Origin of the sequence: Olsenella phocaeensis (genome assembly GCF_048189965.1) — a bacterium.
GTDB classification, from domain to species: Bacteria; Actinomycetota; Coriobacteriia; order Coriobacteriales; family Atopobiaceae; genus Olsenella_I; species Olsenella_I phocaeensis.
Genome location: NZ_DBEZHV010000015.1, coordinates 1 through 25,401 on the forward strand (window position 1 = coordinate 1; position 25,401 = coordinate 25,401).

A 25,401-nucleotide genomic window follows, 5' to 3' on the forward strand; every position below is an offset into this window, starting at 1 on the left:
GCCGCGCTCCGGGCAGGGGACGGCCGCCCCGGACGCCCCCTCCACCCTCGCGTGCGGGGTGCCGGGCCCCCTCCCCGGACCAGGCCTCGGAGACCCTCCGCTCCGGGCCCGGCCCCATCGACCTCTCGAACAGGCTCGCAGGCATCCCGGCGTCGCCCGTCTCGTCCCCCCGGCCGCCGAAGTCCGTCCGATGACCGGATTCTACCGTTCGGGGCGGGGGACCGCCTCCCGTCCCGGGGAGTGGTGGCCACTAGAAATGATGAGGAGCCTTTTATTTGAGGGGAGGGGCCCTGGCCCTGCATTAGGGCCTTTCTCCCCCCGGAGCATTTTCAGAGAAAGCGGCAGCGAGTGCCCAGACGGGCAGGATGGAGGAACGATGAGGGACGTAATGGTGGGGACGATAGCGCAGGGGTACTACGGCTCGATGCGGGCGGGCGTTGACGCCGCCGTGGCCGCAGGCAAGCTCGACGAGGACGCCCAGGAGGCGCTCATACTCGGGGCGCTCGACCTTGCGGGCCAGATGGACGGGGCCAGAAAGGTGACGCCCCAGCAGCTCAGGCTCCTGCTCAGCTTCTCGAAGGCGCTCGGCCTGCTCCCAGCTGCGGGACGCTAGGCAGGTGGGGCGGTCCCGGAGCCCCGCCACGGCACCGGGCCGTCCCATTCGTCCAGGGCGCGGCAGGCGCCGTTATAGAGGTTCTGCGCCTGCCTCGCGGAGTAGGAGACGCCCCTGGCCGCCTCCTCCCACGCCAGGGCCTCGCAGCACCTCAGGCGCACGACCTCGGCGGCGGCGGGGCCGCAGGAGGAGGCCACGCGCGCGAGCGAGGGAACCAGGGCGTCCCAGGCGTCCTCGCAGGCGGCCAGACGGGCCGTCATGGCGTCCCTGGCCCTCAGGAGGTGCGCCGGGGCCTCCCCGCCCCTCTCCGCCGCCATCGCGTTCACCTGGGCGAGCGTGCGCCGCGACCTGGCGTAGTCGGCGGACATGGCGCGCACCCGCCCCAGGCCGTCCCTGGCGGAGCGCGGGCGTGGCTGGCTTCCCGGCTGGCGATCGTACGTCATGGCTTCCTCCCCGTTCCACGCAATGCCTGCCTGCCACCCAGCGTAAACATCTCAAACGGCCCTCTCGCCTGGGCCGTGAGCGGGGCGTGCCCTCCCCCGGGGGTAACGCCCCCTTTTCGCCGCATGGCGTAGACCGGCGTCCCTTCCACGGATTCCGACCGAGGCCCCAAATTTTAAAATCCCGACTTTTCGCGGGCAGGGACGACCGGCCCAGCCCACCACCAAACACCGCCCCGAGTGCCCCCCGAGATTGGAACGGAACCGATATATATAAGAACGTTCCGTTCCTTACGTTCCACTGGAAGTGGTGCGTACACCTGTAGTAGGTGGGCACTGGCGTTTGCCCACCCCTACTAGGTGCACGGGTGAGAATCGGTTCCGTCCCGAGATGCGAACCGCACCCCATGGAGTTACCCCACCGCCCACCGCTTCACGAAAACAGCGCATGCCAGTACCGAGCGTGAGGGCAACCCACACCCGCACGGGCAATCTCACCCGCGTTGCTGTGGGAGAAGTGTGGGAGAACTGCCTAAATCACGGCAAAGGAAAACCCCGCATCCGCGTTTCCGCAGGTACAGGGCTTGATTTTGGTGGGCGTTACAAGATTTGAACTTGTGACCTCTTCCGTGTCAGGGAAGCGCTCTCCCCCTGAGCTAAACGCCCGAATATGTCTGCCACGCATGGGGGTTCGCGCAGCGCGTTAGCTACTATAGAGGAACTCCCCCCAGCATGCAACAGATATTTTCTCTCCATACCTACTCGCTCGAAGTGGCTGGCGGAGCGCTTGGCGCTGATGCAGCGATGGCGGCGCGTGCGTCTCTGCCGCGACTACGCCGAACGCGTGCGTTTTTGCCGCGACTACGTCCGGCGCGTCTTTTCTCCCTCGATCAACTGGGCAAACGCAAGACTCTCAGACGCGTTCGACGCGCTCGCGAGCGATGATGACGCGTTGGACGTTGTCGATATGCAGCCTATTGCTGGCTGCCAGAAAGCATTCGATTGGAAGAATCGCTATCTCAGCAGTCCACGGATTTGGTCCGCGAAGGAGGGCAGGCCCCTATAGACTATCTCCGTGACTATGGTCCAATCGGTGCCGCCGTAGTCATGTACCAAGCGATGTCTCGTGCCCGCGACCTTGGACCACGGGATTTCTGGGTGCGAGGCCCGCAGTTCTTTGGAGACGTGCGAGACGAACTCGCCCACGTTATACAGCGGCGTTGTGATTGCCCACTGAACAAAGCGATCGGATATCAGGATGTCGCGCTCGACGAGCGTACTTGCGAGCTCATCGGCGAACTCAAGTGCTCGCTCGAGGTTCCGGCGGTCGGAGTCGTTCATGCCACACGCACCTCGTCATGCTTGATCGAACTATAGAAGTCGGAGGTCGGGTCGAGTTCGCTTGCCTCGTAGACGTCAACTCGCTTCCCAGAGGCCTCAAAGAGCTCCTCGGCAATGGAGAAGATGTCCGTACGATCAAAATCGGGACCGCCATAGATGATGAGGTCAATGTCCGAGTCTTGCGTCGCTTCCCCACGTGCGTATGAGCCGAATAGGGCGGCGCCGCTCGCATGATATCGCCTTAGGATTGGCCTGATGATCTGGGTGATCTCATCTCTTGAAAGTGGCTCGGACATGACGCCTCCTCTCCGCTGTGAACCATCTTGATTGTACTTGCCTAAATGGCAGGACGGCATTCTTTCGGTGACTTGTCAGATGGCTGGCATGGTGGACGGCTGTCGGCTGGCATTGGGAGTTTCCGGCCACTCGCCCCGTCATCCGCTCCGTACCAAGTCAGCATTATTTTCTCTTCTGCTGACCTCATTCGCATTTGCCCAGCTCACGGAAAGGTTAGTCAGCAAAAATTCAAATTCTGCTGACTTACCAAGATGACATGATCGGCCATCATGCCTGCGACAGCGTCCAACGCGTCATTATCGCTCGCGAGCACGTCGAACGCGTTTATACGCGTCACGTTTGCCCAGTTGAGCGATGGAGAAAAGACGCGTCGGACGTAGTCGCGGCAAAAACGCACGCGTTCGACGTTGTCGCGGGCGAGAAGCGCGCGCTGGACGTTCTCGCGACAAATTCGCACGTGTTGGACGTAGTCGTGGCAGTACCGCACGCATTGGACGTCATCGCGGGCGAGATATGCGCGCCGAGCGTAGTCGCGCGGTCGACACGCACGCGTTGGACGTTGTCGCAGCAAAGACGCACGCGCCTGACGCCGTCGCGGCCGCCGCGCGCCCCTCTCCCCTACATCTCATCGCAGTAGCTGACGAAGTCCAGGTTCTGGATCGAGTTGAGGAACGGCTCCTTCTGGCCCAGCTCGAAGAGATGGATGGACATCGTCGCCGCCATGCCCCTCTCGCCCGACTCCCCGCGCGTCAGGGTGAAGTCGCTGTAGGTGCAATCCCACGAGTGCAGCATCTTGAGCATCTTCTTCGCACCGCTGCGATCCTCGAACTCGACGTAGATGTCGAAGTTCTTCGACTTGCTGCGCACCCGCGCGTCGATGCGCGACAGCACCGCGAAGGTGAACAGGACGAAGACCAGCGCGATCAGCGTGCCCTCCACGAACCCGATGCCCGCTGCCAGGCCAATGCAGGCGCAGGCCCAGAGCCCCGCTGCCGTGGTGAGGCCGCGCACCTCGTTGAGGCCGGTGACCATGATCGTGCCCACGCCCAGGAAGCCCACGCCACTGATGACCTGCGCGCCGATGCGGTTCATGTCCGCGCGTGCGTCGGGGAAGGTGACCAGCACGTACTGGGCCACGAGCATGGACATCGCCGAGCCCAGGCACACCAGCACGTGGGTCTTGATGCCCGCGCCCTTGTTCTTGTACTCTCGCTCGAGGCCGATGACCACGCCTACCAATGTCGCGAGCGCCATGCGCAAGAACACCGCCTCGGCGCTCCAACCTGCGGTCACGTCTGCCAGATGGGTGAAGTAAGCTCCCAGCACCCGATTCCTCCTCCTAATCAAAGTTCCAACGATGCAAAAGGCGCGTCGCACCAGCCGGCGCGACGTTGCGGTCCGTGCGTGTTCGCAACTATATCCCAGCGCGCGTACGCCCCCCGATGCACGACGCCAGATGGCGCAATCGGGGAGGTAAGGGCCACGAGGGGCGGCAACCAACGCGAACGGGGCGGGAGCCATGACCGCGACGGGACATGACGGCCGAGAGACGCGCGCGTACGCCGCCCCCTCCTAAGCCCAGCCCGGCACGCCCTCCGGACCGCGGACGACCACGCCGCCCCCCAGGCACTCCAGCCCGTCGTACACGACGGCGCTCTGTCCGGGCGCGACCGTGCGCCGCGGCTCGTCGAACTCGACCGTGGCCCAAGGAAGCCCGTGCACCACGTCGGGCTCGCGGGGCGTGACCAGCGCCTCGACCAGCTCGCCCGTGTGGCGGGTACGCAGCAGGTAGCGGCCAGCTCGAGGCGGGAGTCCCGCAATCCAGCGCACGTCAGAGAGCTCCAGGCCCCGGCACCAGAGCCCGGGGCAGTCCAGGCTTGCGCTGACGTAGACGACGTTCCTCTCCACGTCCGTGGACACCACGTAGCGGGCAGGCCCCCCGCCCAGGTCGAGCCCGCGACGCTGCCCCACGGTGAAGAGGAAGGCCCCGTCATGGCGGCCCAGGACCCGGCCCGTCTCCCATTCCACGACGTCTCCCGCGCGGCGTTCCAGCGTGTCCAGGAGGAAGCTGCGGATGCCCACCTCGCCCACGAAGCAGATGCCGTCGGAGTCCGGCTTGGCCTCCACGCCCAGGCCCCGCTCGGCGCAGGCGGCACGTACCTCCGCCTTGCTGGCATAGCCGCCTATGGGGAAGAGCGTGTGCGCGAGAACCTCACCGGGGACGCGCCAGAGGAAGTAGGTCTGGTCCTTGTACTCGTCCGCGGCGCGGAAGAGGCGCGCGGGTGCGACGAGGCCGGACGCGGCGCCAAGGCCGTCCATGCCCGCCTGCCCGGACGCCGGGACGCCCGCCTGCGGCATCGCCGCCGCGACCCCAGACGGCGCGCCCCCCTCGCCCAGCTGCGAGCCCACGCGCGCGTAGTGGCCCGTGGCCACGTAGTCCGCGCCCTCCGCCAGCGCGCGCTGGGCAAAGGTCCCAAACTTCACGGTCTGGTTGCACATCACGTCGGGGTTAGGCGTGAGGCCGCGAGCATAGGCGTCGACGAGATAGTCGACCACCGTGCGCCGGTACTCCTCCTCGCAGTCCCAGACCTCGAGGCCGATGCCCAACGTCACCGCGACACGCTCGGCGTCCGCCAGGTCGTCCGCCCAGCGGCAGCGGAACCCCGGCAGGTCGCGCGACCAGTTGCGCATGTACACCGCACGCACGTCGAAGCCCTGCTCCACGAGGAGCGCGGCCGCCAGCGCGGAGTCAACGCCCCCGCTCATGCCCAGGCACACCGTCTTCGCCATCAGCCCCTGCCTCCCCGCCATCGTCCGCCCGCGGCCCCCAGCGCCGCCGCGCGCTCCGACATCGCAGCGTCATCCAGGCCGAGGCGCACCATCTCGGACCGCGCGCAGCGCACGATGGCCCGCGTGCCGTACGCGACCTCCTCGGGCGTGCTGGGCCGGCCCAGCGTGAGCCTCAGGCTCCCCTGAGAGAGGGTCGGCGGCATCCCCAGCGCCTCGAGCACGTGGGACGCCCGCATCTTGCTCGCCGCGCAGGCCGAGCCCGTGCCCACGCTGACGCCCTCGCGCTCGAGCAGCACGACCAGGCGTTGGGCCTCGAGTCCGGGAAGCGAGAGGTGCAGCAGCCCGGGCAGGCGCAGCCTCTCTTGCCTGGGACCGCTCACCACGCACCAGGGCAGCTCGCGGCGCAGCTCGGCCTCCATGCCTTGTCGCAAGCCGCGCAGGCGCGCCTCCTCCTCCCGGCGCAGGGCCTCCGCGAGCTCCAACGCCCGCGCGAAGCCTACGATGCCGGCGACGTTCTCCGTCCCGGAGCGCACGCCGCGCTCCTGCCCGCCCCCCAGCACCAGCGGGCGCAGGCGCACGCGGTCGGAGCACCAGAGCAGGCCCACCTGCTTGGGGCCATAGATCTTCGCCGCCGACACGGTGACCATGTCCGCCTCGAGGGACGAGACGTTCACGGCCAGCTGACCCGTCGCCTGGGAGGCGTCCACGTGCAGCAGGAGCTGGCGCGGCTCCCCCGCCTCGAGCCTGCGCCGGCGCTCCGCCGCGACCAGCCGTGCAAGCTCGCGCACGGGCTGGACGCAGCCCACCTCGCCGTTTGCCAGCTCGAGGCTCACGAGCTCGGTCTGGGACGTGATGGCGGCGGCCATGGCATGGGCGTCCACGCGCCCGTCCGCGGCGACCCCCACCAGCGTGTGCGGCCGTCCCTCGGCGACGCGCAGGACGCTCTGGTGCTCGATGGCATCGGTGACCACGTGTCCGTCCGTCGCGGCGAAGGCCAGGTTGTTGGCCTCGGTGGCCCCTGAGGTCAGGGTGATCCCGTCGGCACGGGCGCCTAGCACCAGCGCCAGGCGACGGCGGGCGTCCTCGACGTCGGCACGCACGCGGCGCGCGGCGGCGTAGGGCGACGAGGGGTTGTGGAAGCGCTCCGTAAGGTAAGGCAGCATCGCCTCGAGGACGCGCGGGTCGAGGGGCGTGGCGGCCGCGTAGTCCAAGTAGGCCTCGCAAGGGGCGACGTCAACCCCCGTGCCGCGCGTCGTGGGAGGCACGGGCGAGCGCTCCTCTCCCATGTTCCCACCAGCCGAGACCGTCACAGCTCCCTCCCCACCACGAGGTTCTGGAAGCGGTTCGACATGAACTCGTCGGTGTAGTGGACGTCCACCCAGGCCTCGAAGGCGTTGAGGGGCGGGATGCCGGCGTCCCTCTCGGCCCTCCTTTGGAAGCACGCCACGGTCATGAGGATGTCCAACGCCAGGTAGGCGGCGAGGAGCACCACGAAGACGACCTGCCGTCGCGTCGTGGGGCTGCCGATGCGGTACAGGGCCTCGGGCATGATGAGCTTGGCCCACACCAGCCCGAGGAGCCCCCAGGCGACGAGGAAGCGCCAGGCGACCCACTGAGTGATGTGGTCGGGCAGGTGGGCGTAGGTCCAGGACTCTGCGCTGAACAGGGTCTGCATGCCCCAGCCGGTCAGCTGCTCGAGCGCACCTCCCAGGGCCAGGGAGGCGAGGAAGACCTGCCAGTCGCGCGCGCCCCTCTCCCGCAGGCCAAAGCTCACGAGGGTGAGCAGCACGGCGCCGAAGCCGTACAAAGGCGAGAACGGTCCCCATACCAGCCCCACGCGGCTCTGGGTGAGCCCGGCCGTGATGAGCATCCAGAGCTCCTCGAGGACGAGGCCTGCCATGGAGCCGATCACGAAGATGATGACCACCTGGTACCAGCCCACGTGCAGGTCGGCCAGGAAGAGCTCGCGGTCCATGAGCTGGGCGGCGATGACCTCTGCCTGCTGGGCTCGCGTGAGTCGCTCGACGCCAGCGGCCGCGTTCTCGGCCTCTATGTCGGCCCGGACGGCGTCCTGGTTGATGCGGCGCATGTCCACGGCGCCATCCAGCCGTCGGCCTCGGCCGAGCCACAGGAGGAACCACCTGACGAGGCGGGCGATGCCGCGCACGACCAGGAGGATGACGAGCAGGAGGAGGATGTTGAGAAGCATGCGGCTCCGTCTTCTGGGATGGACATGGGTCGGGTTGGGACGGCGGCGAGTGGGAGTAGGTCCGGCGGATCGGGAGCGACCAGTCGGCCCGGGGGCCGGTTGCCTGGCGCCCTGACCGTCCATCGAGCATAGCGCAGCGAGGCGGCTTGGTCTGCTTCAAAAGTTTTTATCCACGTCTAGCTGCGCGTTTAAGGCTGAGGGGAAGTTTTTCGAAATTCGGGCTTGCATAGCCCGTTGCCGTCACGTATATTATTCCTCGCGTTCGCGGGCTTGGCGCAGTTGGTAGCGCGCCACCTTGCCAAGGTGGAGGTCGCGGGTTCGAACCCCGTAGCCCGCTCCATGCGAACATCGGGCCGGTTTCGATCGGCCTTTTTCATACGGCGAGATGGCCAAGTGGTAAGGCAGAGGCCTGCAAAGCCTTTATCCCCGGTTCGAATCCGGGTCTCGCCTCCAACGAACGCAAGAGGGCGGCTGCTTCGGCGGTCGCCCTCTTCTTTGGGCTGGCACGCTCCCTTTGGGCTGGCACCCCCCGAGCCCGGGCGTTCTTTTCTCGCCTTCTTTGGCGGCAGATGCGACGTCGGACACGGAAAAGAACATGCTGCGGCACGCGCGGGGTGGGCGGCGGCGCGGTCGGCGCAGGTAGCGCGAGCGGCGCGGACGATCCGCGCGGGTAGCGCGAGCGGCGCGGGTGGCGCGGCGACGCTTGCGCCTGGACGCCGCCCGGTTGCGTGTTCCAAACTCACGTCAAAGTGAGAGAAGCGGCAAATGCACGGCAGTAAAGAACGCTTTTGGGCCATTCACGGCCGTAGTTGTTCTCTTCTCGCCTTCCATGACGGCACGTGCGATATCGGACAGAGTAAAGAACACGCCACGGCCCGTTTGCCTGGGCAGCACGCGGCGACGTGTTCCACACTCGCCTCAAAGTGAGAGATGCCTCGGAAACGGCGCAGTAAAGAACATCGCAGCACCCGAGCGCGTCGCGACGGTCGTGCGCACTGCGACGGTCGTGCGCGTCGAGACGGCCGCGCCCGCAGCGGAACCCCGCCTCGCAACCCACGCCCGCACCCGCGGGTCGCCCCTATCCCAGCAGCTTCACGATCCTCACCACGGTCCCGCGCCCGGAGGGCTTTCGCGCGATGGTCACCGCGTCCGCCAGGAGGCGCATCAGCCGGATCCCGCGGCCCCTCTCGCCCGAATCAGAGACCTCGGGCAGGTCTCCGTCAGGCCCCAGCTCGTAGCCGCAGCCGCAGTCGCTCACCTCCACGACGGCGCGATCAGGGTAGCGAGCCACCGTCACCAGGGCGCAATGGCCGTCAGTGTGATCCACCGCGTTGCCCATGGCCTCCCCCACCGCCAACGTGAGGTCGAAGGCGGCATCTGCGGCAAGGTTCAGCCTCGCGAGCATCCCCTCCACCCTGCGGCGCGACCCCGCGAGGTCCGTCGGGTCGATGGAGAGGGTCGAGCGCCACTCGGGCAACACGCCGGGGTCCAGCTCCTGGACCTGGGGGCGGTCGCCGCAGCCAGACACGGGCGCGAAGTCGACCAGCCGGGCGATGCGCAGCGAGCGCAGGACGCGGTCGCTCGCGTTGGTGATGGACATGAGGCCCCCCACCTGCCTCATGCGGCGGACCTCCCTGAAGATGAGTGCCATCCCCGCCGAGTCCACGAAGCTCATGCCCGAGAGGTTGAGCACGATGCGCCGGCAGCCTCCGTCGATGAGGCCGTCGAGCGTTCGCCTCACCTCGTCGACCGAGCTCACGTCGAGGTCATGGTCAACCGGCACCAGGGCTATGTTGGAATGCTCCTCCATGTGGCTCTTTTGCCCAAAACGGACGGGCGCAAACGCGCGCGAGGCGAGAGAATCGGCCAAACCGCCCGAAGCCGCGTGCCTCGCGCACGGCTTGTGGGCACGTCCTGCCCCCGCCCCCTCCTCGCGGCAGCCGCGTCCGGGCCACTCCCGCCTCATGGCAGGCGCGCACCGGCTACTCCCCCGCCCCCCGCACGTCGTCGAAGCGCAACGATACCATGGCCACGTCATCGTCCAGGTGGCGCTCGGTAAAGCTGTCCAGATGGCTCAGCAGTCGGTCGAGCACGCCCTCGAAGCCACGGGGAAACTCGCTCATCACCGCGTCACGCAAGCCGTCCTCCCCGAAGAAGGAACCATCCGTCGCGCGAGCCTCGGTCGTCCCGTCGGTGTAGAGCAGGAGCATGTCCCCCGGCTCCAGGCGCACGGAGCCGTTGCGGTAGCGCATCTCGTGGAAGGCCCCCACCACACCGGACTGCACGTCCAGGGTCTCCACCTGGCAGGAGCCCGCACGCACCAGGATCGCAGGCGGATGCCCCGCCGAGCAGTAGGTCAGGGTGCCTGCGGCGAGGTCGCACACGCCCACGAAGAGCGTGGCGAAGGTCTCGAGCCTCGAGAAGCCCAGGAGGAAGTCGTTGAGCAGGCGCACCATCCGGGCGGGGCTCAGACCCTGCCAGGAGTAGGCGCCCAGTGCCGTCCTCACCGCCGCCGAGACCGAGGCGGCCTCGACCCCCTTGCCGCTCACGTCGCCCATGATCACGCAGGAGCGCTGGTCGGGCAGGCGGATGAGGTCGTAGAAGTCCCCGCCTATGACGGCAGTGGCGGTGGCGGACGAGTAGATGCCCTGCGCGGTGATGCCCGGCACCCGCTGGAGCTCGTTTCTCATGCCCGTCTGCAGCGCCTGCGAGATGCGGCGGTCCTGGCGGCGCTCCTCCTCCCCGCGCGAGATGTCGCCCAGCCCCTGGGCCACGGTGCGCAGGAAGGCGATCTCGACGTCGTCCAGGGGCTCGCCGTCGGCGGGACGCGAGAGCAGCACGACCCGACGCTCGCCCCAGAGCGTCCCCAGGTCCACCAGCGCACCGAGGGGGGACATCCCCTGCTCCTGCAGCCATTCCTGGAGGCTCGGCGCAAGGCGGAGCGGGAGGACGACCGCCTGGTCTGCGGCGTGCTTGCCCAAAAGGGCGTCGAGGTCCGGGTCGATCCGCCTGGGCTCCCCTCCCGGTAGCTCGAGCGAGAACCCCGTACCGCCGTCCCCGGGGGGCACGAGCGGCAGCACGGCCACCCCCAGGCTCCTGCAGACGCGCTCCGTGGCCTCGTTGGTGGCGGCGCGGGCGTCGTCCGCGGCGAGGACGTGGTCGTGTAGCTGTATGCCCAGCTCGCGAAGCTCCTCCTCCTTGTGCGTGCGCAATGCCGAGAACGCGCCCACGAGCTGCACCGAGAGGTACTGCGTCACGGCGTCCAGGAGCTCCCCGTCCTCGCGCCTCGTGACGTGCGCCTGCTGCCAGCCCACCTCGATGAGGGCAATGACGTGCCCGCCGAACCACACGGGAACGCAGATGAGGCTCGAGAAGGGCGGCAGGTGGCTCGCGCGCACGCGATAGACCTCGCGGGTCTCCTCGTTGACGAGCTCGCGCTGGGTGAGCCTGCCACGCCGGAGCTCCTCCCTGCCGGGAGCCAGCACGCGCAGGCGCAGCGCCTCGCGGGCGCGGACGCTCAGGGCCTCGAGGGTGCTGCCCGCCGGCAGGAAGCGCGGCACGCGCACGCCCCCCAGGCTGGAGCTCACGCCTCGCAGGTGGTACCCGTCGGGCTCGGCCACGTAGAAGACCGTGCCGGAAGCCTCCATGGTGCTGGTGACCTCCTCGAGCACGCGGTCGAAGAGGGTCGTGACGTCGCCCGAGCCCAGGGTCTCGAGCACGATGCGCAGCGTGCCGGAGAGTCTCTTGTTCGCGCGCGACAGCTCCCCCACCAGGCGCTCGTGCTCGCCCCTGGCGGCCTGCGCCGAATCGGCCTGGCGCGCCACGAGGAGGTAGGTGTCCCCGGCGGAGGGGAGGCGCATGCAGCGAATCGCCAGGTCGGCGGAGTAGCCATCGGGGCGCAGGCACAGCACCGACCCCGCGCTCCCGTCCAGGGCGAAGGGCAGGTCCGTGGGCGAGAAGGGCGTCCTGGGCGCCGCCCCCACCGCCGGCGGAAAAAGGGAGCGGACGTCCTGCCCCACGAGCCCGTCGGGCGCGTGCGAGAGGAGCCTCTCTGCCCGCTCGTTGGCGAGGAGGACCCTGCCCAGGCCGTCGAAGGCGAGGACGGCGTCGCTCGTGAGCGAGAGGAGGGCGGCCAGCGCCCCGTTGACGCTGCCCTGGCCGATGCCGTCCACGCGACGCACCAACTCGCCTCTCGCCATCTTCCGCCCCCAAAGTCACGCGCCTCGCTCGGCGCCAACCAAGGCCACACAGAGGAAGCATACATAAGAAGAGAGGCCCACCGAAGGGGCCTCTCGCATTCTCTGGTGTCGGAGGCGGGACTTGAACCCGCACGACCTTTTAGTCAGTCACTAGCACCTCAAGCTAGCGCGTCTGCCAATTCCGCCACTCCGACATGGCTTGCTGCGTCGCAGCAAAGAGTACTATAGCATCCGCCTTTGCCCCGTGGCAACAACTTTTTTGCCTGGGCTGAGGCCAAGGGGACCCCAACCCAGAGGCATCGGCGGATGCCGTCTTGGACGCTACTCCTTGGCCCAGCCGACGTTCTCGGCGACGATGTCCTTCAGAAGCGCGGGACCCCAGTTGGCAAGGCCGGCCTTGCAGGCGATGGCGTCTGCGCCAGCGAACAGGGGGATGAAGGCGTAGGACTTCAGGGCCTCCTTCTCGGCCGCGTTGAAGGCCTTCATCTGTTCGGCGTGGTCGGCGATGCCGGTGACCGCGAGGAACTTGGCGTCGAGCTCGGCGTTGCCGCAGTGGGTGAAGTTCGAGGAGCTCTGGGAGCCGAAGATCTGGCCGCCGTTGTTGTAGGAGGCGGAGCCCGAGGACCAGCCGAAGAGGATGGTGTCCCACTCGCCGCCCGTGAGGGTCTTGGAGAACTCGGAGGAGGGCTTGTTGTCGATGGTCAGGTTCATGCCGGCGTCCTTGGCCATCTTCTGGATGGCTGCGGCACGGTTCTTGACCACGTTGGAGTCACCGATGGCGGTGAAGGAGAAGGTCACCTGCTTGCCGTCCTTGGCGTAGTAGCCGTCGGAGCCCATCTCGTAGCCAGCGGCCTCGAGGGTCTTCTTGGCGGCCTCGGCCTGGGCCTCGGCGGTGGTGTTGGCGGCAACGTCCTCGGGCAGGTTGTTCTCGTAGCCATCCATCCAGGGGGCGATCACCAGCGAGCCCATGCGGTCTTCCTTCCAGTTGACTCCCTGGTAGACGATGCCGACGATGGTCTCGGTGTTGATGCACTGCATGAAGGCCTTGCGCACGGCCTCGTCCTTCAGGCCCTCGCGGGTGGCGTTGACCTCGATGACGGCGATGGACTTGGAGTCGGCACGACGGATCTCGGTGTTCTCCATGCCCACGAAGTTGGAGAGCATCTCGCCGGTGCCGGAGGCGCCCAGCTCGGTGGCGTCGATCTCGCCGTTCTTGAAGGCGTTGAACATCGCCTGGGACTCCATCTGCTTGAAGGTGACGGTCTCCAGCTTGGCCTCGTCGCCCCACCACTTCTCGTTGCGCTTGAAGGTGATCTGGGTCTCGTCGGAGCTGTCGACGACGAAGGGACCGGCCGCCCACTCGTTGTGCGGGTTGTTCACCCAGCCGTTGTTGAAGGCGTCGACCGTCGCCGCGGAGGGGTGCAGGACCCTCTGGAAGAGGTTCTGCCAGGGGTAGTACGGCTGGGAGAAGGTGATGACGGCCTGCTTGTCCGTCTCGCCCTTGACCACGCTCTCGACCTGGACGAAGCCGTCGGTCGAGGAGGGGGTGTAGTTCTCGTCGGCGCCGCTGCAGCACTTCCAGACGGCCTCGATGGAGCGCCAGTCGATGGGCGTGCCGTCGTTGAAGTTCGCCTTGTCGGCAAGGGTGATGGTGGCAACCTGTTTGCCGTCCACCATGTCGGCCGACGCGGACGCGACGAAGTTGGGGTTGGGCGTGAACGCGGAGGCCGTGGCGTCCACCGTGAAGAGCGTGGGCATGTAGAAGTACCAGAACCAGTAGATGTAGACGGTGTTGCCGTTCACGCTGAAGTAGTTGAAGTCAGGGCCGACCTCGGTGACGGGGAGCACGAGGGTGCCGCCGTCCTTGACCTTGTCGCGGCTGAGCGGGTTGTCGTAGGTCTTGCCCTTCTCGGGCAGGGGCAGCTGGTCGATGGGAGTGGTTGCGGGCGAGCCGTTCTGGGGCTCGACGCCCGTGTCGGCGCCGGCGGAGCCGCTGCCGGAGTTGCCCGAACCGCCGCAGCCTGCAAGTCCGAGGCCGGCGAGAGCCGCAGCCGCACCGGCCATGCCCACGAACGAGCGACGCGAGACGATGTTAGAAATCATTTCTCCTCCAATTTCCTGCGCGACGTGCGCACGGCGAAATGCATGCACCCCGACGGATGCCTGTTCACATTTTATTTCAAAAAGATAAAAAAATCCCTGCCCGATTGTTACAAGCTTGTGTACTGGGACAAAGGGGCCGCGAGGTGACCCGCCCTGCGGCCCGTCGCTAGATCAGGCCATCCAGCTCGTCCACGACCTGGCCGAAGCGCACCAGCGCGTCGTCGACCGCCTTGCCGGAGGCCATGTCGACCCCCGCCCCGGCGAGCAGCTCCAGCGGGGGCTTCGAGCTGCCGCCCGCGAGGAAGCCCAGGTAGCGCTCGACCGCCGGCGCGCCATCGGCCAGGATCTTGTCCGAGAGCGCCACGGCCGCGGCGAAGCTCGTCGCGTAGACGTAGACGTAGTAGTCGTAGTAGAAGTGCGGGATGCGGGACCACTCCAGGGCGATGTCCTCGTCCGTCAGGACGGCGGGCCCGTAGTAGAGCTCGTTGAGGGCACGGTAGCGCCTGCTGTTGGCCTCCGCTCCGACCCCCTCCCCCGCCTGGGAGGCGTCGTTGGCGAGCATCTCGAACTCCGCGAACATGGTCTGACGGTAGAGCGTGCCCTTGAACTTGCCGCAGAGGTCGTCGAGGAGGTAGGCGCGCTCCGCGTCGTCTGCCGCATGGTCGAGCAGGTAGCGCATGAGGAGCATCTCGTTGGTGGTGGACGCCACCTCCGCCACGAACATCTCGTAGTCGGCGTAGCGCGTGGGCTGCGCCTTGCTGGCCAGGTAGGTGTGGAGCGAGTGTCCCATCTCGTGCACCAGGGTGAAGACGTCCTCCAGGGTGCCCATGAAGTTGAGGAGGATGAGGGGCGTGAGGCCGCGGCCACCGGAGGAGTAGGCACCGCTCGCCTTGCCCGGGGTCTCGTACACGTCGATCCAGCGCTCGTCTATGGCACGCCTCACCACGGCGAGGTAGTCCTCGCCCAGGGGCGCCAGGGCCTCGAGCATGAGGTCGCAGGCCTCCTCGAAGCTGTAGCGGCGCTCCGGCATCTTGACTATGGGCACGTAGACGTCCCAGTAGCGGGCCTGCTCGAGGCCCAGGGCACGGGCCCTCAGCGCCATGTAGCGGTGCATGGCGGGGGCGTTCTTGTGCACGGACTCGATGAGGGACTCATAGACGGCGCGGGGCACCTCGGTGGGGGCGAGGGAGGCATCTAGGGTGTTCTTGTAGCCACGGGCGGTGGCGAAGAACTCGAGCTGCTTCATCTGGGCGGCAAGGAGGGCCGCCGAGGTGTTGCGCACGCCACGATAGCTGCCGTAGACGCTCTTGTAGGCGTTCTCGCGCAGCGTGCGGTCGGGGCTGATCAGCGCCGTGCCGTAGCTGCCGTGCGTGATGGGGTGCGCCTCTCCCTTGGAGTCGAGCGCGTCGGCGAAGCGCAGGTCGGCGTCGTTCAGCATGGAGAAGCCGACCTCGGGGCTGGCGGCCATCTCCTGGGCCTTGGCCAAGAGCGCCTCGAGCTCGGGCGTGAGCACGTGCTTGGCGAGGGCTCGGATCTTGTCCAGCGCGCGGCGGTACGTCCCCAGGCCCTCGCACTCCTCGCACCACGCGTCCAGCGTGGCCTCGTCAAGCGAGAGGAGCGCCGGCTCGAACCAGGACTTCGCCGCGTCCACGCTTGCCATGAGCGAGCGCTGGCGGGCGAGCATGTCCTGGTAGCGCCCGACGCGGGTGTCCTCGTCGGCCTTGCGGGCGGCGTACTCGTAGAGGCGGGCCACCTTGATCGTGACCTCGTCCTCGAGGCGGAGGAAGGCGAGAAGCCCCTCCGCGCTCTCGAGCGCCCTGCCCTTCCATGACTCCAGCTCGGCGGGAAGCGCCCGCACCTCCTCGAACGCGGCGTCGGCCGCCTCGTCGCCCACGAAGAGCCCGCTGGTGTCCCAGGTGTACCTCTCGGGGACGTCCGCGCGGGACTTGTAGCTCTCTGCCATCTGATCCTCCGTTCGCGCAGCGCCTGCGCATTGGGATGGGCCGTTCGACCCCAACAACATAGCGCAGGGCGGCCCGCAGCGTCGCGGACCGCCCTGGGAATCCAGCAAGTGCGCCCCGACCCAATGGCCTCCACAAGGGAGGCCTCGGAGGCGGAGGAGAGGCCTCTCCCCTACCCCTCCAGCGTGGGCAAGAGGCTCGAGGACGAGACGAGCTTCCCGTCCTGGTAGACCAGGCGCTCGCGGGAGCGCTCCACCTTGGGGTCGGGGATGGGGATGGCCGAGAGCAGGGCCTTGGTGTAGGGGTCCTGCGGGTTGGTGAAGACCTCCTCGGTATCACCCTGCTCCACGATCTTGCCCAGGTGCATCACGGCGACGCTGTCGGAGATGTGGCGGATGACGGCAAGGTCGTGGGCGACGAAGAGGTACGAGATCTTGAGCTGCACCTGCAGGTCCTCGAGCAGGTTGATGATGCCGGCCTGGATCGAGACGTCCAGGGAGGCGATGGGCTCGTCGAGCAGGAGGATCTTGGGGCGCGTGGCCAGGGCGCGGGCGATGGCGATGCGCTGGCGCTGGCCGCCGGAGAACTGGCTGGGGAAGCGGTCGACGTAGTCTGGGTTGATGCCGACGAGGTGCATCAGCTCGCCGATGCGGGAGTTGATGTCCTTCGCGGACCACCTCTGCGCGCGCAGGGGCTCGGCCAGCACGTCGTAGATGGGCATGCGGGGGTCAAGCGAGCTCATGGGGTCCTGGAAGATGACCTGCAGGTCGCGCCTGAGCTCGCGCCTCTCGCGGTTGTTGCGCAGGGTCGCGATGTCGCGGCCCAGCACCTCGATGCTGCCGTGCTCGGGCCTCACGAGGTCCATGATCTGCATGAGGGTGGTGGACTTGCCGGAGCCTGACTCGCCCACCAACGCAAGCGTCTCGCCCTCGTGGATCTTGAAGCTCACGTGGTCGACCGCGCACATGGTGCCCCGGTCGCGGCGGATGAGGCCCTTGCCCTGGATCGGGAAGGTCTTCACCAGGTCCTTGACCTCGAGGACCACCGGGCGCTGGTCGCGGGGGACCTCCGCCCACTTTGCGGGCAGGGGCTCGAGCTCGGGGTAGACCTCCTGGAAGCTCAGGTGGCGCTCGCGGATCTCCGCGAGCTTGTGGCAGCTGACGAGGTGGCCCTCGGCGGCGTCGAAGGGCTCGAGGACGGGCTCGACCTCAAAGCATTTCCCGCTCGCCATCGGGCAGCGGGGGGAGAAGGGGCAGCCCTTGGGGATGGCGGCCAGCGAGGGCGGGTTGCCCTTGATGGGGACCAGGCGATGCTCGGCCGCCACGTGGGGCTTGGGCACGGCGCCCAAAAGGCCCATGGTGTAGGGCTGCGAGGGCTGGTCGAAGATGGTGTCGATGCTCGCGCGCTCGACGGCACGCCCGGCGTACATCACCAGGACGTCGTCTGCGGTACCGGCGATGACCCCCAGGTCGTGGGTGATCAGCACGACGGCGGCGCCCGTCTCGCGCTGGGCCACGGCCAGGACGTCCAGAATCTGGGCCTGGATGGTCACGTCGAGGGCCGTGGTGGGCTCGTCGGCGATGATCACGTCGGGGTCGTTGGCGATGGCGATGGCGATGACCACGCGCTGGCGCATGCCGCCCGAGAACTCGTGCGGGTAGGCGTCCAGGCGTTCCTCGGGATTGGTGATACCCACCATGCGCAGGAGCTCGACGCAGCGCGCGCGGAGCTCCTGCTTGCCCATCTGCGGATTGTGGATGAGGAGGGTCTCCTCGAGCTGCTCGCCGATGGTGAACATGGGCGTGAGGGCGCTCAGGGGGTCCTGGAAAATCATCGAGATGGACTTGCCGCGGAAGGCCGCCATCTGCTCGTCCGACTTGCCCACGAGCTCCTCGCCGTCGAACTTGACGGAGCCGCCCACCTTGGCGTTGTCGTCCAGGAGCCCGATGAGCGAGAGGGCGGTGACCGACTTGCCCGAGCCCGACTCGCCGACGATGCCCAAGGTGCGCCCGCGCCACAGGTCGAAGTTGACCCCGCGGACGGCGTCGACCCTGCCGGCCTCGGTGGCGAAGGAGACCTTGAGGTTGCGCACGCTCATGATGGGGTCGCCCTGGGGCGCGCCCTTGGGGCCGTTGCCCTCGAGGAGCTCGTAGCGAATCACGTCGTCCTGGGGAACCCACGTGCCCCTCGTGCTGTCGTTTGCCTTCTCGGCCATATCTCGCTCCGTAACGTGTCTTGGGGTTGGCGGACGGCACCCGGCGGGGCGCCGCGCCGCGTGCTGGCGTTAGTTGCCCGCGGGCTCCGGTGCCTCCTCCTGCTCGGCCTCGTCCTCGACGCTTCCCGCGGCGCGCGAGTACGGGTCGATGGCGTCGCGCAGGCCGTCGCCGATGAGCTGCATGCTCACGCAGAGCACGATCAGCACGGCGGAGGGGATGAGGACGATCCAGGGGGCCGAGAGCATTGCGGAGGAGCCCTGGCTCAGCAGGTAGCCCAGCGAGGTGTCGGGGGCCTTGATGCCCAGGCCCAGGAAGCTGTAGGCGGTCTCGGAGTTGATGCCGCCTATCACGCCCAGCACGGTGTCCAGGATGAGGATGGAGCCCAGGTTGGGGATGAGGTGGCGCACGATGGTCTTGAAGGGGGACACGCCCATGTACTTGGCGGCGCGCACGTAGTCGCGCTCGCGCAGCGAGAGGGCCATGGTGCGCAGGGTTCGGGCGTAGCCGATCCAGCCGAAGGCGGTGAGGCCCACGATGAGCGTGACCCAGCCCTGGGTGCCGCTGGCGGCGCGGACGACCATGGCTACGAGGAGGAAGCTCGGGATGATGAGCAGCATGTCCAGGAACCACATGCCGATCTTCTCGGGGACGCCGCGCACGTAGGCGATGGAGGTTCCCACCACGGCCGCGATGACGGTGGTGAGCACCGAGTAGATGACGCCGATGACGAGGGAGCGGCCCAGGCCGTGCACCACGCAGGCGAAGAGGTCGAAGCCGCCGCCGTCGGTGCCAAACCAGTGCGTGGCGTTGGGCGGCACGTTGAGGGAGGTGAAGTCCGGGTCGGTGTAGGTGAAGGGGGTGACGTGGGGACCGAAGATGGCCATCAGCACCAGCAGGACGAGGATCACCAGCCCCACCATGGCGCTGCGCTGGCGCACGAAGCGCCTGCCGATGAGCGAGAGGTAGCCTATGCGCTTGACCTCGCCGCCGGAGCCGCCCATCTTGTCGGCGAGGAGCTCGAGCTCGGCGTTGGTGAGCTGCCTGCCCTCCCCGTCGCCGGCCTGCCGTGCGTCGCCCTCCGCCTGGGGAGCGTCCTGCCTGATTTCGTCTGACATCGCGCTCTCCTTAGCTCATCTTGATGCGGGGGTCGAGCGCGGCGGCGAAGAGGTCCGCCAGGAGCGCGCCCACGAGCGTGCAGGCCCCGCTGAACGCCGCGACGGCCACGGCGCCATGGATGTTGTTGTTGTTGATGCAGTTGATGAAGTACTCGCCCAGGCCGTGGATGGCAAAGATCTTCTCGGTCATGACGGCGCCCGTGAAGATGCCGGCGATGGAGAAGGCCACCGAGACGGCCGTGGGGATGAGCGAGGCGCGCAGGGCGTGCTTGCGGATGGCCTGCTTCTTGGTGAGGCCCTTCGCGCGGGCGGTGCGCACGTAGTCGGCGTGCATCTCGTCCAGGAGGTAGGTGCGCTGGCCCAGGTGGTAGCCCACGGAGCTGATGATGGTGAGCACCACGGTGGGCAGCAGGATGTGCTGGAGGAAGTCGAGGAAGGTCATGAGGGGATTGCCGCCCTCGTAGCTGGAGAGGCCCGTCACGTAGAAGAGGCGCGACCCCGCCGCCTGGTTTATCTCGATGGCCGCGAACACGATGAGGATGGCCAGGACGACGGTGGGGATGACCATGAAGAGCGAGGCCATGCCGCCCAGGAAGCGGTCCTGCCACTGGTACTGCCGCTGGGCGGTGTACACGCCCAGGCTCACGCCCACCACGATGGAGATGATGGTGGCGAGCGACATCAGCTCCACAGAGGCGCCGATGCGCGAGGACATCTCCTCGTTCACCGAGACGCCGGTGGGCGTCTGACCCCAGTCCCACCTGGTGACGATGCCGCCCAGCCACCTCTGGTAGCGCTGGAGGATGGGGGTCTTGTCGTTGAGGTTGGTGGCGTCGAGCGACGCCTCAATGGACTCCTGCGGTGGCCTGGGAGTGCGGGACTCGTAGTTGGATCGCGGGCTCATGAAGGCCGATGCCAGGAAGTACGTGAGCGAGGTCGCCACGAAGATCATGACTATGTAGCTCGCCACACGCTTGGCTATGTACCCGACGAATCGCGCCATGGACGCTCCTCACTTCGCTTCGCGCGCCCCGGGGGCGCACGAGGACGCGACGGCGATGCGACCACGTCCCTCTTCTGCAGAATGCGCTTCCGTGGCGGCACGTCCGCCCAGCCAGAGGCGCAAGCAGCATGCCTTCGCGTCGGGCCTCGGGTGGGCCGGGAGCCAGGGCACGCAAGAACACAACGTGCAAAATCCTACCACGGCACGAGACGCGGCAGAGATAACGGCCCATCCACGCGCCCAGGGGCGGAAGACGGGCCGTGCACGCAAGAGCCTAGATGGTGCCCAGCGGGAAGGTCAACGCCATGACGCAGACGGTGACACCGAAGACGACCGCGGTGATGACGGTGAGGCGGTCGAGGTTCTTCTCCCAGACCCCCGAGCCGGCGGCCGAGTTGTACATGGAGGAGGCGATCATGTCCGAGACCCCGGTCCCCTTCCCGGAGTGCATGAGGATGAGGATGACCGTCAGGACGGCCGAGAGTGCCAGGATGACCAGAAGGATGGTGTTCAGAACGCCCACGAAGTGCTCCTTTTTATGTGCCCACGGATGGCGCAACTACATCGATTGGTTAGCTTACCACATGAGTCAAGGCCGTTACCAACTGCCATAGAATCGACGGCAGCCCCAAGCCTGCCGACGCTCGCCCCACGCGCGTCGGTCCCACCCACAAAAAATGGGCCCCGACACCTCCGTGCCGGGGCCCAGGCCTTCTTGGGCGAGAGGGACCGTCCCCCTACATGGCCGCCTTGACCATGGCGGCGAAGGAGTCCGCCTTGAGGGACGCTCCACCGACGAGCGCGCCGTCCACGTCCTCCTTCTCGAGGAAGCCGGCCACGTTCTCGGGCTTGGCGGAGCCGCCGTAGAGCACGCGGATGCCGTCGGCCACCTCCTGGCCGAAGACCTCGGCCAAGGTCTTGCGGATGGCGCCACAGACCTCCTGGGCGTCGTCGGCCGTGGCGGTCTTGCCGGTGCCGATGGCCCAGATGGGCTCGTAGGCGACGACGTACTTCGAAGGATCGTCGATGACGAGGCCCTCGGTGTCCTTCCTGATCTGGTCCACGACGAACTCGACGTGCTTGCCCGCCTCGCGGACCTCGAGGGACTCGCCGCAGCAGCTGATGGGCACGATACCATGGGCCATCAGGGCCTTGGCCTTCTTGTTAATGTCCTCGTCGGTCTCGCCGAAGTAGCCGCGACGCTCGGAGTGGCCGATGATGCAGTAGGTCGCGCCGATGTCGGTCAACATCGAGGGAGCGGTCTCTCCGGTGTAGGCGCCAGACTCCTCGAAGTAGGCGTTCTGGGCGCCAAGCGAGAAGGGCGCGCTCTCCTGCTCGATGACGGTTGCGACGCCCTTGAGGTCGACCGTCGGGGGGCAGACGACGACGTCGACGTCTCCCGTGCCGCCCTCGAGCTCGCGGGCCAGGCCCTGAGCCAGAACGACGCCCTCGGAGTAGCTCTTGTTCATCTTCCAGTTGCCGGCGATCATCCTGTTACGCATCGAGAAGCGCCTCCACTCCGGGAAGGGCCTTGCCCTCGACGAGCTCCATGGAGGCGCCGCCGCCAGTGGAGATCCAGCTCATCTTGTCGGCCAGGCCAAACTTGTTGATTGCCGCGACGGAGTCACCGCCGCCGATGATGGACGTGCAGTCGGAGTCCGCGATGGCACGGGCGACGGCCTCGGTGCCCTTGGCGAACTGGTCCATCTCGAAGACGCCCATGGGGCCGTTCCAGAAGACGGTCTTGGCGGCCTTGACGGCCTCGCAGTAGAGTTCGACGGTCTTGGGCCCGATGTCCATGCCCATGCGGTCGTCGGGAATCTTGTCGGAGTCGACGACCTCGCCCGTGGCGTCCTCGCCGAAGTGGTCGGCGACCACGTTGTCGACGGGAAGCAGGATCTTGCAGCCCTTGGCCTCGGCCTTCTTCAGCATCTCGGCCGCGCGCTCGATCCAGTCCTCCTCCTTGAGGGAGGTGCCCACGCTGTAGCCCTTGGCCAGGAAGAAGGTGTAGGCCATGCCGCCGCCGATGATCAGGGTGTCGGCGGAGTCGATGAGGTGGTCGAGGACGCCGATCTTGCTGGAGACCTTGGAGCCGCCCACGATGGCGACGAAGGGGCGCTCGGGCTCGGCGAAGATCGAGGTCAGGGTGTCGACCTCCTTCTCGAGCAGGAAGCCGGCGACGGCGGGGATGAACTCGGCCGGGCCGACGACGGAGCCCTGGGCGCGGTGGGCGGTGCCGAAGGCGTCGAGGACGAAGATGTCGCCATAGGAGGCGAGCTTCTTGGCGACCTCGGGGTCGTTCTTCTTCTCGGCCTTGAGGAAGCGGACGTTCTCGAGGACCAGGATGTCACCGGGCTTGACCTCGGCGACGGCGGCGGCCGCCTTCTCGCCGTAGGTGTCGTCCACGAACTTGACCTCGTATCCGGTGAGCTCGGCGAGCTTGTCTGCGGCAGGCTTCAGCGAGAGCTCGGGCTCGGGACCGTCACCTTTGGGACGTCCGAGGTGGCTCATGAGGACGATGCCGGCGTTGTGCTCCTTGAGGTACTTGATGGTGGGGATGGCGGCGCGGACGCGCGTGTCATCGGTGACGACGCCATCCTTCAGGGGGACGTTGAAGTCGACGCGCATGATGACGCGCTTGCCGTCGACGTCCACGTCGCGGACGGTCTTCTTGGTAAAAGCCATGCTCACTCCTTCTGCTGCGGCGATCGATGCGACTCCGTGCAAGAAAGGGGCGCGGCTGCGACCCGTGGGCCAGCGGCCGCGCCCCTGCAGAACCGAGGGTGCCTAGTGGCTAGGCAACGAACTTCTCGAAGTACTTGATGGTGCGGACCATCTGAGAGGTGTAGGAGTTCTCGTTGTCGTACCAAGAGGTGACCTGGACGAGGCTCTGGCCGTTGCCGAGGTCCTGGACCATGGTCTGGGTGGCGTCGAAGATCGAGCCGTGGGTCTCGCCGACGATGTCGCGGGAGACGATCTCGTCCTCGTTGTAGCCGAAGGTCTCGGGGATGGTCTCGGCGTAGGCCTTCATGGCAGCGTTGACCTCGTCGACGGTGACCTTCTTGTCAACGACGGCATAGAGGTTGGTGAGGGAGCCGGTCGGCGTCGGGACGCGCTGGGCGGCACCGATGAGCTTGCCGTTGAGCTCGGGGAGCACCAGGCCGATGGCCTTGGCGGCGCCGGTGGAGTTGGGGACGATGTTCTCGGAGGCCGCGCGGGAGCGACGCTTGTTGCCCTTGCGCTGGGGGCCGTCGAGGACCATCTGGTCGCCGGTGAAGGCGTGGATGGTGGTCATGATGCCGCTGACAATGGGGGCGAAGTCGTTCAGGCCCTTGGCCATGGGGGCGAGGCAGTTGGTGGTGCAGGAGGCGGCGGAGATGATGTTGTCGTCGGCGGTCAGCTGCTCGTGGTTGACGTTGAAGACGATGGTGGGCAGGTCGTTGCCGGCGGGGGCGGAGATGACGACCTTCTTGGCGCCCGCGTTGATGTGGGCCTGCGCCTTGGCCTTGGAGGTGTAGAAGCCGGTGCACTCGAGGACGACGTCGACGCCGAGCTCGCCCCAAGGCAGGTTGTTGGCGTCCGCCTCCTTGTAGATGGTGATCTTCTTGCCATCGACGATGATGGCATCCTCGGTGGACTCGACCTTGTGGTCACGGGCGTAGTTGCCCTGGGTGGAATCGTACTTCAGGAGGTACGCGAGCATATCGGGCGAGGTGAGGTCGTTGATGGCGACGATCTCGGAGCCCTCGTGGCCAAACATCTGGCGGAACGCGAGGCGACCGATACGTCCGAAGCCGTTGATAGCAACCTTGACTGCCATGCTTTCTCCTTTCGCGAGGCCAACCGAGGCCGTTCCTCGGGAGTGGCCAACACTCTTACAAGCACGCCCCTATTTTACCCACAAAACTGCAACTCGGTCGCCCAAAGCCAAATGGGGGTGAATTTGGAGGCGCGCCCACGGTTGGCCACTGTTCGGGGTGCATTTGGAATGGCCAGGCGAGAGGTACCCGGGCCCGCCGCCGTGTCCGGCGCGCCGGCAGGGACCTTCCAGGCGGGACGGGGGCGACTCTCGCCCACGGGCGCGCGCTACGCCGCGCTCGCGCTCCTCGTCAGGTGCCGTGGCCAGGGCAACTCTCGCCCATACGGGCACGCGCTACGCCCCCTGCGACTCCCCCACGATCTTCTGGAGGCGCAGGAGGCGATGGTACATGGCCGACTTGGATGCCGGCGGCTCGGCCATGGCGCCGAGGTCCGCCAGCGACTTCTCGGGATGCGCCCTCCTGAGGGCGCAGAACTCCCTCACCGCCGGCGGCAGCGCGCGCAGCCCGGGCTCGCGCTCCGCCTGGTCGATGAGGCCCAGCTGGTCCGCCGCGGCACCGGTCGAGCGGGCCTGGTTGGCCATCTCGGCGTTGACGCGGCGGTTGACGTCGTTCTTGAGCGACTTCATGCGCCGCACCTTGTCGACGAGAAGGGTGGAGCGGCGCGCGCCCATGGCGTCGAGGAGGCGGGCTATCTCGTCGAAGCTCTTGAGGTAGATCGCAAAGGAGCCGCGTCGGCGGTTGAGGCGGGCGGAGACCCCCAGGTCCTCCAGGACGTCGGCGAGCTCGCGGGCGAACTCCTCGCCCGTGACCGCGACCTCGAGGTGGAAGTCGCCCCTGGGGTCCGCGATGAAGCCCCCGGCCATGAAGGCCCCGCGCACGAAGGCGCGCCTGCAGTGGTCCGAGCGCAGGAGCTGCCAGGGGATGCCCGGCGCGAGGCCGCGGCCCGGCAGGAGGATGCCCAGGCGGACGAGGTCGGCCTCGAGCTCGCGCTGCTCGGGGATCTCTATGAGGTAGTTGCGGGCCTTGTGCAGGTTGGAGCGGCGCACGGTGAGAGGCGTCTCGAGGTCGAAGAGCTCGTGGGTGAGCTTGATCATGGTGCGCGCCACGGCGCCGGTCTCGGTCGAGACGCGGATCGAGTAGCGCCCCGGACCCCTGAAGGAGAGCGTGCCGCAGATGCGCGTTATGGCCGAGAGCTGGGCGTAGGCGCAGAGCGGGCACTCCCCCTCCACGCGCGACAGCTCGTCCTTCACCTGCGCGGTGAACGACATGTCCCATCACCCCCGCAGGCGAGAG

20 protein-coding genes and 4 tRNA genes are annotated in these 25,401 nt (G+C 67.4%); 3 read left to right on the plus strand and 21 right to left on the minus strand.

The features are described from left to right. Window positions 1–376: 376 nt before the first annotated feature. Window positions 377–613, plus strand: coding sequence for a hypothetical protein (locus ACMPH2_RS07295; protein ID WP_417119073.1), 237 nt, complete (start codon window positions 377–379; stop codon window positions 611–613). Here ACMPH2_RS07295 and ACMPH2_RS07300 read toward each other — a convergent pair. From ACMPH2_RS07300 to ACMPH2_RS07335, 8 genes are all read right to left on the minus strand, one after another. After that, window positions 610–1,056 (minus strand): hypothetical protein, encoded by a 447-nt coding sequence (locus ACMPH2_RS07300; RefSeq protein WP_417119074.1) that lies wholly within the window; start codon window positions 1,054–1,056, stop codon window positions 610–612. The two genes, ACMPH2_RS07295 and ACMPH2_RS07300, sit on opposite strands and share 4 nt — an antisense overlap. A gap of 588 nt (window positions 1,057–1,644) precedes the next feature. Further along, a tRNA-Val gene (locus ACMPH2_RS07305) sits at window positions 1,645–1,719 on the minus strand. Window positions 1,720–2,067: 348 nt separating this feature from the next. Next, window positions 2,068–2,394, minus strand: coding sequence for a HepT-like ribonuclease domain-containing protein (locus ACMPH2_RS07310; protein ID WP_417119075.1), 327 nt, complete (start codon window positions 2,392–2,394; stop codon window positions 2,068–2,070). Next, window positions 2,391–2,690, minus strand: a complete 300-nt coding sequence (locus ACMPH2_RS07315) for a nucleotidyltransferase family protein (RefSeq protein ID WP_062529781.1) — start codon at window positions 2,688–2,690, stop codon at window positions 2,391–2,393. Before ACMPH2_RS07315 ends, ACMPH2_RS07310 begins: the two co-directional genes overlap by 4 nt. 619 nt (window positions 2,691–3,309) lie before the next feature. Further along, the gene (locus ACMPH2_RS07320) at window positions 3,310–4,017 is read right to left on the minus strand and encodes an MgtC/SapB family protein (RefSeq protein WP_009277813.1); all 708 of its coding nucleotides are present in this window, start codon (window positions 4,015–4,017) and stop codon (window positions 3,310–3,312) included. Between the two features lie 246 nt (window positions 4,018–4,263). Further along, the gene (locus ACMPH2_RS07325; RefSeq protein WP_417119076.1) at window positions 4,264–5,481 is read right to left on the minus strand and encodes an MnmA/TRMU family protein; all 1,218 of its coding nucleotides are present in this window, start codon (window positions 5,479–5,481) and stop codon (window positions 4,264–4,266) included. Then, window positions 5,481–6,791 (minus strand): cysteine desulfurase family protein, encoded by a 1,311-nt coding sequence (locus ACMPH2_RS07330; protein ID WP_417119077.1) that lies wholly within the window; start codon window positions 6,789–6,791, stop codon window positions 5,481–5,483. The genes ACMPH2_RS07325 and ACMPH2_RS07330 overlap by 1 nt, the downstream gene beginning before the upstream one ends. Next, a complete protein-coding gene (locus ACMPH2_RS07335) occupies window positions 6,788–7,690 on the minus strand; it encodes a putative ABC transporter permease (protein ID WP_009277816.1) in 903 nt (300 codons plus the stop codon). Before ACMPH2_RS07335 ends, ACMPH2_RS07330 begins: the two co-directional genes overlap by 4 nt. Window positions 7,691–7,954: 264 nt before the next feature. Between ACMPH2_RS07335 and ACMPH2_RS07340 the strand changes: the two genes are divergently transcribed. Further along, window positions 7,955–8,030: transfer RNA gene (locus ACMPH2_RS07340), tRNA-Gly, on the plus strand. Window positions 8,031–8,069: 39 nt separating this feature from the next. Continuing rightward, window positions 8,070–8,143, plus strand: a tRNA-Cys gene (locus tag ACMPH2_RS07345). A 625-nt stretch (window positions 8,144–8,768) separates the two neighbouring features. On the opposite strand, the gene ACMPH2_RS07350 is transcribed toward ACMPH2_RS07345, so the two are convergent. The 13 genes from ACMPH2_RS07350 to whiA form a co-directional block, all read right to left on the minus strand. Next, window positions 8,769–9,500, minus strand: coding sequence for an anti-sigma factor antagonist (locus ACMPH2_RS07350; RefSeq protein WP_417119078.1), 732 nt, complete (start codon window positions 9,498–9,500; stop codon window positions 8,769–8,771). Window positions 9,501–9,672: 172 nt separating this feature from the next. After that, complete coding sequence (locus ACMPH2_RS07355; RefSeq protein WP_040656635.1) at window positions 9,673–11,889, minus strand: SpoIIE family protein phosphatase; 2,217 nt, start codon at window positions 11,887–11,889, stop codon at window positions 9,673–9,675. Between the two features lie 103 nt (window positions 11,890–11,992). Next, a tRNA-Leu gene (locus tag ACMPH2_RS07360) sits at window positions 11,993–12,083 on the minus strand. Window positions 12,084–12,210: 127 nt separating this feature from the next. Next, window positions 12,211–13,992 (minus strand): ABC transporter family substrate-binding protein, encoded by a 1,782-nt coding sequence (locus ACMPH2_RS07365; RefSeq protein WP_417119079.1) that lies wholly within the window; start codon window positions 13,990–13,992, stop codon window positions 12,211–12,213. 166 nt (window positions 13,993–14,158) lie between these two features. Continuing rightward, the gene (pepF, locus tag ACMPH2_RS07370) at window positions 14,159–15,955 is read right to left on the minus strand and encodes an oligoendopeptidase F (protein WP_417119080.1); all 1,797 of its coding nucleotides are present in this window, start codon (window positions 15,953–15,955) and stop codon (window positions 14,159–14,161) included. Window positions 15,956–16,125: 170 nt separating this feature from the next. Then, on the minus strand, window positions 16,126–18,168 hold the full coding sequence (locus tag ACMPH2_RS07375) for a dipeptide ABC transporter ATP-binding protein (RefSeq protein WP_072499878.1): 2,043 nt from the start codon (window positions 18,166–18,168) through the stop codon (window positions 16,126–16,128). Window positions 18,169–18,237: 69 nt separating this feature from the next. Then, the gene (locus tag ACMPH2_RS07380) at window positions 18,238–19,284 is read right to left on the minus strand and encodes an ABC transporter permease (protein ID WP_009277822.1); all 1,047 of its coding nucleotides are present in this window, start codon (window positions 19,282–19,284) and stop codon (window positions 18,238–18,240) included. A 10-nt stretch (window positions 19,285–19,294) separates the two neighbouring features. Continuing rightward, window positions 19,295–20,287, minus strand: a complete 993-nt coding sequence (locus ACMPH2_RS07385; protein WP_009277823.1) for an ABC transporter permease — start codon at window positions 20,285–20,287, stop codon at window positions 19,295–19,297. A gap of 274 nt (window positions 20,288–20,561) precedes the next feature. Beyond that, entirely contained in the window at window positions 20,562–20,810 is a 249-nt protein-coding gene (gene secG, locus ACMPH2_RS07390; protein WP_009277824.1) for a preprotein translocase subunit SecG, read from the minus strand. A 214-nt stretch (window positions 20,811–21,024) separates the two neighbouring features. Next, window positions 21,025–21,789, minus strand: coding sequence for a triose-phosphate isomerase (tpiA, locus tag ACMPH2_RS07395; protein ID WP_062529767.1), 765 nt, complete (start codon window positions 21,787–21,789; stop codon window positions 21,025–21,027). After that, window positions 21,782–22,972: a phosphoglycerate kinase gene (locus ACMPH2_RS07400; protein WP_062529765.1), complete on the minus strand. Its 1,191-nt coding sequence runs from the start codon at window positions 22,970–22,972 to the stop codon at window positions 21,782–21,784. The genes tpiA and ACMPH2_RS07400 overlap by 8 nt, the downstream gene beginning before the upstream one ends. 109 nt (window positions 22,973–23,081) lie before the next feature. Beyond that, window positions 23,082–24,107 carry a type I glyceraldehyde-3-phosphate dehydrogenase gene (gene gap, locus ACMPH2_RS07405; RefSeq protein WP_009277827.1) on the minus strand — a complete coding sequence of 342 codons (1,026 nt, stop codon included), beginning with the start codon at window positions 24,105–24,107 and terminating at the stop codon, window positions 23,082–23,084. A 333-nt stretch (window positions 24,108–24,440) separates the two neighbouring features. Beyond that, on the minus strand, window positions 24,441–25,376 hold the full coding sequence (gene whiA, locus ACMPH2_RS07410) for a DNA-binding protein WhiA (protein WP_009277828.1): 936 nt from the start codon (window positions 25,374–25,376) through the stop codon (window positions 24,441–24,443). Between the last annotated feature and the right edge of the window lie 25 nt (window positions 25,377–25,401).